General features: G+C 59.7%; 8 protein-coding genes and 1 other RNA gene. 8 read left to right on the forward strand and 1 reads right to left on the reverse strand.

Annotated features, from left to right (window positions below):
* From ABIZ35_RS24280 to ABIZ35_RS24310, 7 genes are all read left to right on the forward strand, one after another.
* Positions 1 to 478, forward strand: a 478-nt coding sequence (locus ABIZ35_RS24280) for a hypothetical protein (RefSeq protein WP_348222514.1), incomplete at its 5' end; no start/stop codon positions are given.
* 2 nt (positions 479 to 480) lie between these two features.
* The gene (locus ABIZ35_RS24285; RefSeq protein WP_348222515.1) at positions 481 to 1,878 is read left to right on the forward strand and encodes a hypothetical protein; all 1,398 of its coding nucleotides are present in this window, start codon (positions 481 to 483) and stop codon (positions 1,876 to 1,878) included.
* 45 nt (positions 1,879 to 1,923) lie between these two features.
* Positions 1,924 to 2,191, forward strand: an RNA gene (gene ffs / locus ABIZ35_RS24290) — signal recognition particle sRNA large type.
* A gap of 106 nt (positions 2,192 to 2,297) precedes the next feature.
* Positions 2,298 to 4,316, forward strand: coding sequence for a DNA polymerase III subunit gamma/tau (gene dnaX / locus ABIZ35_RS24295; protein WP_348222516.1), 2,019 nt, complete (start codon positions 2,298 to 2,300; stop codon positions 4,314 to 4,316).
* A 2-nt stretch (positions 4,317 to 4,318) separates the two neighbouring features.
* Positions 4,319 to 4,666 (forward strand): YbaB/EbfC family nucleoid-associated protein, encoded by a 348-nt coding sequence (locus ABIZ35_RS24300; RefSeq protein WP_348222517.1) that lies wholly within the window; start codon positions 4,319 to 4,321, stop codon positions 4,664 to 4,666.
* 5 nt (positions 4,667 to 4,671) lie between these two features.
* Entirely contained in the window at positions 4,672 to 5,274 is a 603-nt protein-coding gene (gene recR, locus ABIZ35_RS24305) for a recombination mediator RecR (protein ID WP_348222518.1), read from the forward strand.
* A 410-nt stretch (positions 5,275 to 5,684) separates the two neighbouring features.
* On the forward strand, positions 5,685 to 9,101 hold the full coding sequence (locus tag ABIZ35_RS24310) for a protease pro-enzyme activation domain-containing protein (RefSeq protein ID WP_348222519.1): 3,417 nt from the start codon (positions 5,685 to 5,687) through the stop codon (positions 9,099 to 9,101).
* 88 nt (positions 9,102 to 9,189) lie between these two features.
* On the opposite strand, the gene ABIZ35_RS24315 is transcribed toward ABIZ35_RS24310, so the two are convergent.
* Positions 9,190 to 9,900: an ElyC/SanA/YdcF family protein gene (locus tag ABIZ35_RS24315; protein ID WP_348222520.1), complete on the reverse strand. Its 711-nt coding sequence runs from the start codon at positions 9,898 to 9,900 to the stop codon at positions 9,190 to 9,192.
* Here ABIZ35_RS24315 and pdxS point away from each other — a divergent pair.
* Positions 9,899 to 10,789 (forward strand): pyridoxal 5'-phosphate synthase lyase subunit PdxS, encoded by an 891-nt coding sequence (gene pdxS, locus ABIZ35_RS24320; protein ID WP_348222521.1) that lies wholly within the window; start codon positions 9,899 to 9,901, stop codon positions 10,787 to 10,789. The two genes, ABIZ35_RS24315 and pdxS, sit on opposite strands and share 2 nt — an antisense overlap.
* Positions 10,790 to 10,797 lie beyond the last annotated feature (8 nt).

Genomic DNA, 10,797 nt, shown 5'->3' on the forward strand with positions numbered 1-10,797 from the left:
GGGCGGCCTAATGACGGTATTCTCCAACATCGCCTTAATGGGAATCGCGTTTCTAGCGATCCTAACGATTAAAGAGCACGCGTTCAACTTAGATGTCCTCAAGGGCATCCTGATGATCTTCTTCCAGCTGATGATCGTCGGCGCGTTGGCCCTGTTCTTCTCCGTTTTCCTATCGCCCTTCGTCAACTTCTTCCTGACATTCGCCATCTACCTTCTGGGAAGTCTGTCGTCGATCACAGAATCGCTCGCCAAGGATCCGGACCACCACAAAAACGCGCTCGTGACCGGTTTCTTCTATCTGGTTCATGTGGTGATTCCGAACTTCGCGAACTACAACATTCAGAATCCGATCATTCACCCGGAAATTCATGTCGGCAAAGAAGGCCTCTACATCGTGCAGCTGATCGTCTATGCGATCCTCTACACGACGATCCTTCTGACGCTAGCGGTGGCAATCTTCGAACGCCGTGAGGTCTAATTATGATGTCCAGTTCAAAACGACTAATTATATTGGTGCTCGGACTGCTGCTGTTCATCCCCGTCGGATTCCTACAGGTCAATATGGATCCGACCCGCCATCAATATGAGCCCAAGGGTAACGGCGTCGGCGCCGCCGTTGGAAACAGCAAGGGCGGTCTGCCGATTGAGATGGCGCTGGGCGCCTTCACCGGCTTCCGCGAGGCTGTCGCCGGCCTGCTGTGGGTCCGCACCGACGAGTTCTTCCATAATGGCGATTACGAGGCGATCACGCCGATGATCCGCATCATCACGTGGCTTGACCCGCACTTTATTGACGTCTATGAGACCGGCGCGTGGCACATGGACTATAACTTCACGGACACTGACCAGCGCTCCGACCGTCGTTATATTCCGCTCGCGCTTTCGCTAATGCGCGAAGGCATCAACAACAACCCGGATCTTCCGGAAATGTATTCCGACCTGGCCTTCACGCACTACTATCGCAAGATCTCAGACTTCAACAAATCTCGCGAGTATTACGAAAAAGGCAAGAAGGTGATCGACGACGCCATGGCCGCCGCCAAGGCGGATCCCAACGATCCCATCAAGAAAGAAGCCGCTAAACAAGCGTCACTGCAGATCACGACGCTCGGTCACGGCCTCGCGCATACTTACGAAGCGCTCGGCATGCCGGACGAAGCGCTGAAGCAGTGGGAGTACTGTTACAAAGCGCACATGGACAACATGGCGGCCGGCTACGGCGGTGAGTTCGGCGAATCGTCCAGCGCGCAAAACGTACAAAAGCAGATCCAGGAGATGACGATGCGCCGTAAATGGCGCGCCACGATGACCCAGCCGCCGATCGATTACAAATTCGACGCGCAGCTGGTTCGCGTGGCTCCCAAGGTCTTCGAGATGCGCGGCAAGCTGAACTCGATCGGCGCGAAGAAATTCGTCCTGGAGACCGGCGCGCATGAGTGGGGTCTGATCGACGGAACCCGTATTGAAATTCGCTTCCAGGATGCGGATTACAAGACGCCTGAGATCAATAACTTCTCACTGAACTCGCTGTCGCTCAATCCGAGCCTGACGATCATGCAGGATTCGGCGTCGGTGCGCGCTGGGAAGTTCTCACGCAAGATCGATATGAGCAAGGACCCGGAGATGTACTCCTTCACGGCGCCGAAATACACGGTGACCATGTGGTTCAACCCATCCAATCATGCGGACACTCCACCGCAGGTTCAGGACCGTATCGGATGGCGCGGCGAAGGCATGACGGACTCGCGTTATTTGGATACATCGGGTATAGTTCCTGGTGACACCAGCGGACCGCAGCCGGGACTGCATCTGCTGAAGAAGACCTTCACTCTGACCCGCGAAGATGTTCTAGGCCAGGGACAGAAAGTCTTCGAATAGAAACTTTTCTCCTCCCAATTTTGAATTGGGAGGAGAACGATTTGGCCGTGCTAGATGGGGCGGTTCCGGTGCCCTATTCTCCAAACCCGGGTCATGGGAGATTGAATCCCCGCCCTCGGGGCGCTCTTTTACGGTTTTGGCGTTCGTACGCGGTGTTGATGGACGGACCCAGCGCAACGGACAAGCTTCGAACCTCGTCAGGTCGGGAACGAAGCAGCGATAAGGAGTCTTGCCCGTGTGCCGCTGGTGCTCTGACCGGAGCTTGCGGCGTTACGTAACACGTGGAGGAACGACTTCAACGGCGGGTGCACGGCCAAAATAATATGTGCGGCGAAAGCCGCCCGAATGGACCCTTCCGAAATTTCGGAAGGGTCCGTCGCTTTCTCGGGACCCGCCGTATCGGGTATAATCAAGGGCTCATGGCATACGTTTCCCTCTATCGAAAATACCGCCCGCAAAACTTCGAAGACGTCGTGGGGCAGGAACACGTCACCACAACGCTCAAAAACGCCGTGGCGGCGGGACGCGTCGCCAGCGGCTATCTGTTCTGCGGAACGCGCGGAACAGCCAAAACCACCTGCGCCCGCATCCTCGCCAAAGCCCTGAACTGCATCGGCCCCGACGGCCACAATACCAAGCCCACTCCCGAACCGTGCGGCCAGTGCGGACCATGCAAATCCATCGCGGCGTCGAACTTCGTGGATGTGCTGGAGATGGACGCCGCCTCGCACGGCAAGGTCGACGACGTCCGCGATCTGGTCGCCAGCATCAAGTTCCCGCCGATGGAGGGCCGTTACAAGGTCTACATCATCGACGAAGCCCATCAGCTGTCGCGCGACGCCATGGACGCCTTCCTCAAAACCCTGGAAGAGCCGCCGGACCGCGTCGTCTTTATTCTGGCGACGACCGAGCTGGAAAAGCTGCCGATCACAATCGCTTCCCGCTGCCAGGTCTTCGAGTTCAAGCGTGGAACGATCGCGCAGATTTCTCACAGGCTGACCCAGGTGCTTCAGGAAGAAGGCGTCGCCGCTGAGCCGCAGGCGACCGCGCTGGTAGCGCGCGCCGCCGACGGATCTTACCGTGATTCGCTCTCGCTGCTGGAGCAGGTGCTCGCTTACAAGCGCGAGAACGTGACGGCGCATGATGTGAGCCTGGTCCTTGGGACGGTGGATGATGACGTGCTGGCGCACACAGTCGGTTTGCTGGCCGCCTCCGACGCCGCCGGCGTGTTTGAACTCGCCGGGAACGTGGTGGCGTCCGGCAAGGACATCCGTCAGTTTTTGAAAAGCCTTTCAACCCGACTGCGCGACATGCTTTATCTGAGCGTCGGCGCCCCAGTAGCGACCGCCGACGGCCTGGACGACAGCGCCACCGTTCGCAAACAAGCCGCCCTGTTCGCGCCTTCGGACCTGCTGCGCGCACTGGAGATTATCTCCGAAGCCGAGCGGGAATCGCGTTTCAACAACCAGCACCGCCTACTGCTGGAGATGACCCTTCTGCGCCTGGTGCGACTTCCATCAAGCCCCGCGAACGTCGGCGCCGAGCCCGTCGCCCGCGCTGTCACCGCTCCGATTGCAGCGCCCCGCGCCGCTGCGCCGGCTACCGAACCAGCGCCGCGCCTAGCGACTCCGTCCGCCGAGCAAACTCCTCGGAGTACGACGTCCGTACCAACAGCGGCGCCCCCCACCCCGGCGCCGCCAGTCCCTGTCGCCTCTGTCGAAGTCGCCCTTGCGCCGCCCTCACTGTCCATTGAAAGCGATCTTCTCAGTGACGATCCGATTGACGATGAGCCAGAAGAGATGGATGCGCTTTTGCCGGGCGACGACATTGCGGACATTATTCCTGGGGACGAGATTGCGGCTAAGGAAGACGGCGACACGGCGCTTCCTAGCCTTTGGACGCCGTCCATCGACATTCCGGAACCGGAAGAGGAACCGGAGGATCTGCTGCACGTTCAAACGGTCGCAGTCCCGGAGCCTCCGCCGTCTGTTCCGTCAGCTCGTCCCGCCCTGCCGCCCGACGCGCATCCCGATCTGATTCGACTGCAAAAGGCGTGGCAGGAAGTCGTCAACCGCATGGGGACGCGCTCGCCCTCCGGAGCCGCCCACGTACGTGACGCTTCGCCGATCGCCGTTCGAGAAAAGACGATTTTCTTACAATTCTCAGGACGTTTCCATTACGAACGGATGGAGAGTAGTGAGAAGGGCCGCAAAGCGCTTGAAGATATCATTAATAAAACGCTTGGCTTGGAGTCCGGAACTTATAAAATCAAGTGTACAATGCAAGGTGAGAACTCCGCAATTCGCAGTGCGACGCCCGGACCGCCTAAACCCGCTCCGGCTGTCGTGGAAGAAGCGCTGGAATCCCCATTGATGGATGAAGTGATCGCCGTTTTCGGCGGTCGTGTACTAGACGAAGATGGATCGAAAGGATATTAGAAATGGCGAACCCATTTGGCAAGATGCCCGGCGGTCTGGGCGATTTGATGAAGCAGGCTCAGAAGGCGATGTCCGACGCCAAGGTTGTGGAAGTGGAGCTGGCCCAGGCCCGCGTCGAAGGTCAGGCCGGCGGCGGGCTGGTCCGAATCGTGGTGACGGGCAAGTGCGAAGTCGTAGAAGTGAAGATCGCCAAGGAAGCCGTCGATCCCGATGATGTGGAGACGCTGGAAGACCTGGTGACCGTCGCCGCCCGCGAGGCGATCGAGAAGGCCAATAACTTGCGCGAAGAGAAGCTCAAGAGCGTCATGCCCGCCGGCATGGGCAACACGCTGCCCGGCGGCTTCTTCTAGGCGTTATGGCGGCATACTATCCCAAACCGATCGCACGACTTGTCGGCGAATTTGAAAAGCTCCCGGGCATCGGCCCCAAGAGCGCGCAGCGCCTTGCCTTCCACATCATGAGGATTCCTGAGGACGAAGCGCGCGCGCTCGCCGAGGCCCTGCTCGCGATCAAGGGCAGCATCCGGTTTTGCAGCATCTGCTTCAATTATTCCGAAGGCGATGTCTGCGATATCTGCGCCAATCCCCGGCGTGATAAGACGCATCTCTGCGTTGTCGCAGAGCCGCGCGATCTGATCGCAATGGAGAAGACCAATGAGTTCAAAGGGGTGTACCATGTTCTCCAAGGCGTCATTTCGCCACTGGAGGGCGTCACCCCCGACCGTCTCAAGGTCAAGGAACTTCAGACACGTGTTGCGGACGGCGGATTCAAAGAGATCATCCTCGCAATGAACCCGACCGTCGAAGGCGACACCACCGCGATGTACCTGGCGAGTATTCTCAAGCCCCTCGGACCGCGCGTCAGCCGCATCGCCCATGGCATGCCGGTCGGCGGCGACCTGGACTACGCCGATCAGGCAACCCTCATTCAAGCCCTGGAGTGGCGGCGCGAAGTCTGATTACCAGCTGATATTACACACACTGCGCCCGGCGATTGAACACCCACATACGGGTGTTCAATCGCCGGCTAAAGTCGTGCGTACCGTCAATTGCTAAGACGCTGCGCTCAGTCACACAGCGCCACTCCTTTAATCCGTCACGTTTTTGGCGTCAATTGTCACGGCGCTGTCACGAATGAACCGCTATACTAGCTGACAGATCGAAATTATGGTTTGCGTAACATCAATTACCAGGTTTTTCGCCGTCCACTCTCGATCTTTTCCCAATTGCCGGATAATATCCGTGATATAATAGATCTGTTTCCCTTATAGCAGCGCGGCTTTTTTACGCCATGACGCTATGGCGGCGACGGTAATCCAACGCAGTGTGTCCTAGACCTAACCTCATCAGGTAGAAAGTCACCGTCGATATGTCAGCCCTTTTTCGTCTTCCTTCTCGCCCGCGCGCCTGCGCGCAGAGGGGCGTCTCTTCCCTTATTCCTTCCGTATTGCTCGGCGCTGCTCTGATCGGCGCGGTCCCGCCGGCGATCGCCCAGTCGCAGATACCCGGAGCGCTTGTCGGCGCACACGCCCTCCGGCCGATGAGCGCCGCACAAAACGTTGAGCTTGCACTGGTGCTGCCGCTGCGCAATCAGGCCGAAGCGACCGATCTGCTCCGGCGTCAGCACGATCCGCACGATCCACTGTTCGGGAAGCATCTGACGACTTCGGAGTTTATCAGTCGCTTCTCACCGACCGCCGCCCAGTACGAAGCGCTCGCCTCCGCCTACGTGGCGCAGGGATATCGCGTCACGAAGACATCCCCGAACCGACTCATCCTCGATGTGGCTGCGCCCGCCGCGACCGTACAATCGACCTTTAAAGTCAATCTTGGATATTATCAGCAGCCCAATGGCCGCGTGATTTACTCAGCGGACCGCGAACCACGAGTTCCGTCCGTGGCTGGGGTTCCCTTGGCCGGAGTGCTGGGATTGGACAACGCCGCACAGCTGCACACCAACAACACGGCGATGACTCCACTCGTGAAGGACATTCAGTCTCCCTCGTACATTGGAACAGGGTTGTTTGGAGGACTCAGTCCCACCGACATCAAAACGGCTTACAACCTTAACAGCGTGACGCAGACAGGAACCGGGCAAACGCTCGCGCTCTTCGAACTCGACGGATACAAGGCGTCGGATATTGCCGCTTACCGCGCTCAGTACGGCCTTCCGAACGTTCCGCTCCAAAACGTCCTTGTCGATGGCGTAACAGGCGTCCCGAGCTCGACAGGTTTCGGCTCGTTCGAGGTAGTGCTGGACATCGAATTGATGATGGCGCTGGCGCCGAACGCCGACAAGATCATGGTCTACGAAGGACCCAACAGCCTCAACGGCGTCGTTCACACGTACAATCAGATCGCCGTGGACAATGTCGCCAAATCCGTCAGTACGTCGTGGGGCATCGCCGAAACGGCGACCTCCCAGTCGTTCAAGAACTCCGAAGCCTCTATCTTCCTGCAGATGGCGCTACAAGGACAGACCATATTCGCCGCATCCGGCGACGCGGGCGCTTATGACGACGGCGTCAATCTGAGCGTCGACGATCCTGCATCTGATCCTCTCGTCATCGCCGTCGGCGGAACGGCGCTGGCGGTCAAGAACGACGGAACATATTTGAGCGAGACCAACTGGAACGATCCCACAGACACCAGCCGTGGAGCCCATGGGCTCGGCGGCGGCGGCGGCATCAGCACGATCTGGGCCAAGCCGGACTATCAGGGAACGCTTGGTCTTTCCAGCATTGCGCGCAACGTGCCGGATGTTGCTCTCTGCGCCGACGGTAACACTGGATATTCTGTTCGTTGGAACGGCGGCTGGTATGTCGCCGGCGGCACCAGCGCCGCAGCGCCCCTGTGGTCTGCATTTGCGGCTCTCGTCAACCAAAAGCGCGTAACGGACGGCCGCAGCACGCTCGGATACCTCCACCCGGCACTCTATGCGCTGGGGACCGGACCGTCTTACAACAACGTCTTCCACGACATCAATGACAACAGCACGAACCTGTTCTACTCCGCCACGACCGGTTATGATAACTCGACGGGCCTGGGATCGTTCAACGGCGCCAACATGTTCGCCGCTCTGGCTCCCGATCCCGCCGGAGTTCCGACCGACTTGACCGCGACCGGCGGCGACAATCAGGTCACTCTGACCTGGACCGCCTCCGCCAATGCGATGAGCTATACGATCAAGCGATCCACCACGGACGGCGACTCATATAACAATATCGATACGGTCGCGACACCGGGTTATGTCGATCTCACCGCGCAGGGCGGAACCACGTACTACTATGTCGTATCGGCGACGAACAATGGTCTGGAGAGCGCGAATTCGGCCCAGGCGTCCGCGACCGCGACTTCGCCAACGCCAGCCTTATCCGGTGTCTCCATCGCTCCAAACTCGGTGGTGGCGGGCGCTCGGCCCGTAGGCGCGATTACTCTGACCGCGCCCGCGCCGGCAGGCGGCTTGACCGTCAGTCTGTCCAGCAGCGATACAGCGACGGCCTATACCTATGCGACGGCGCTGGTTCCGGCTGGCGCATCTTCGGCGACCTTCCCGATCGCTACTCGCTATATCAGCGCGGCGGCGACCGCGACCATCACGGCGACGCTGGACAGCATCTCCCAATCCGCGACGCTGGATGTCACTCCGGCGGTCTCGGTGATCGGACTGTCGATCACTCCATCCTCAGTGCTCGCGGGCGTGCGCCCCGTGGGAACTGTGACCATCAGCGACGCGGCGCCAGCCGGCGGGACAGTCGTTAACCTCACCAGCAGCGATCCAAGCTCGGCGCAGGTCTTCCCCATCCTCGTTCCCGCAGGAGCGACATCGGCGACCTTCCCCATCGCCACAAAGTACGTTCCCGCAACGACCGTCACAATCACGGCGGCGCTCAACGGAACCACGCAGACGGCGACGCTCGCGATCACCGTTCCAACCATCGTCACGCAGATCACGGTTGCCCAGAGCACCCTCTACGTCGGTAACCGCGGTACCGGGACAGTGACGATTTCCAATCCTGCGCCCACTGGGGGACTGGTCGTCATTCTGACAAGCAGCGATCCCGCGCTCTTCGTCTACTCGCTTGCCATCCCGGCCGGCGCAACCTCCGCGACTTTCCCAATGATTGCGCGATCGACTTCTGTTGACGTCACCGCGATCATCAAGGCGACGCTCAACAACTATTCTCAGACGATTTCCGTCACCGTGAAGCCCACGATCACGTTGTCCAGTATCTCCATTACGCCGAACTCGGTCATTGGCGGCGCACGTCCTGTAGGAACCGTGACTATCTCTAGCGCGGCTCCCGCTGGCGGAACGATCGTTAACCTCACCAGCAGCGATCCAAGCTCGGCGCAGGTCTTCCCCATCCTCGTTCCCGCGGGAGCGACATCGGTCAACTTCCCGATCGCCACAAAGTATGTCACGACCCCGACGACCGTCACGATCACGGGAACACTCAACGGCTCAACGCAAACGGCGTCGCTGGACATCAGCGCTCCGGTGACCATTACGGCGCTCTCGATCCCGTTCCATGTACTGGACCATTACGGCAATCGCACCACCGGAACGGTAACACTTTCCGGGCCTGCGCCCGCCGGGGGCTTGACGGTTGTTATGACCAGCAGTGACCCTCAGCTCTTCGTTTACTCGTTCGTTGTTCCCGCCGGCGCTACGTCCGCGACATTCCCGATGGTGTCGCGCTCGACGTCGGACTTCCTCGCGGTAACCGTCACGGCGGCGGCCAACGGATCCTCGCAGTCCGCTCAGGTAGAACTGGGCAAGTAAATCCTCGTCAGGAACGACACTGACCTCTGAACTAAGAAAAGGCTGGACTGCTCCCCGCAGTCCAGCCTTTTTCACCTCTTACCTCACCCTATCCATCCAGGCTATGCTCTCTCGGACCGAGATATTTCGGCTGCGCATGCGTGACGTTTACATCGATCCACGCCCTCTCAGTGGAGAACACTTCCCGCCTGTCGAAAAATTCTTGACCGTAATACGTCTGCCGGTCGGCCGCCTGTCCCGTCACTTCCAAGCCCAATTTTTTGCCGGTATACAGCGCTCGGTACAAATGATAGGTCTGGCTGACTAAGATAGCCTTCCTGACGCCAAAAACATCACGCGCCCGATACAAACTATCGTAAGTGCGAAAGCCGGCGTAGTCGCAGACGATGTCCTTCGACGGCACGCCGCGCTTAATTGCCGCCGCCTTCATCGCGTCCGGCTCGTTGTACCCCACGTGACCATTGTCCCCCGTCATCAGCAGTTTCTTTACCTTTCCCGCCTTGTAAAGATCGACGCCCACGTTCACGCGATCCGAAAGAATCGAGCTCAGCGCATTCCCAGAATAGCCCGCGCCGAAGACGATCGCCACGGGAGCGGGCGGCGCCTGAGACACGTCGCGATAGATAGGCTGGCCTTCTGTGCGAACTTGTCTCCAGATCAATCCCGCCGCCGCCCCGACGCATGCGATCACAGCGACGCTCGACCAAAGCACGCGCCTCAGGCGCGCTGCATTGCGGCGGGAGGGGCGTTTCAGGTAGAATAGAGGAAAGTTGTACTTTAGAAGAGGGTTTGGTTTCATGGCTCAAGAATTGAAGTCGACGTGGGCGGCCAAGGTTGGCCTCGCGGAAAATCTGAAAGGCGGCGTCATCATGGACGTCGTCAACGCCGAGCAGGCGGTCATCGCCGAGGAAGCCGGCGCGACGGCGGTCATGGCGCTGGAGCGCGTTCCCGCCGACATCCGGCGTGATGGCGGCGTCTCCCGCATGTCGGACCCGAAGATGATCAAGGGCATCATGGCGGCGGTCACGATCCCGGTCATGGCGAAGGCCCGTATCGGTCATTTTGTCGAAGCGCAGATCCTCGAAGCGCTCGGCGTGGACTTTGTCGATGAGTCGGAAGTGCTGACTCCGGCCGACGACGCATTTCATATCGATAAACACGCGTTCAAAGTTCCCTTCGTCTGCGGCTGCCGCGACCTGGGCGAAGCACTCCGACGCATCGCCGAGGGCGCATCGATGATCCGGACCAAGGGCGAGGCCGGCTCGGGCAACGTCGTCGAAGCGGTCCGGCACATGCGCACGGTGCTCGGCGGCGTCCGCCGCATCCACGCGATGCCCTTCGAAGAGCTAATGACCGAGGCGAAGAACCTGGGCGCGCCCTACGAACTGGTCGTCGAGATCCATCGCACCGGCAAGCTGCCGGTCCCGAACTTCAGCGCCGGCGGCATCGCCACCCCGGCCGACGCCGCCCTGATGCGCCAGCTCGGCGCCGAGGCTGTCTTTGTCGGCTCGGGCATCTTCAAGTCTGGCGATCCCAAGCGCCGCGCCAAAGCGATCGTGGACGCCTGCACCCACTTCGACAACCCGGAAATCCTCGCCGAAATCTCGGCGGACCTGGGCGAAGCGATGGTCGGCATCAACCTGGAAACGCTGCCCAAAGAGCAGCTTCTGGCCGGACGCGGCTGGTAAGAACAAAC

Origin of the sequence: Capsulimonas sp., from assembly GCF_039929585.1 — a bacterium.
Lineage (GTDB): Bacteria > Armatimonadota > Armatimonadia > Armatimonadales > Capsulimonadaceae > Capsulimonas.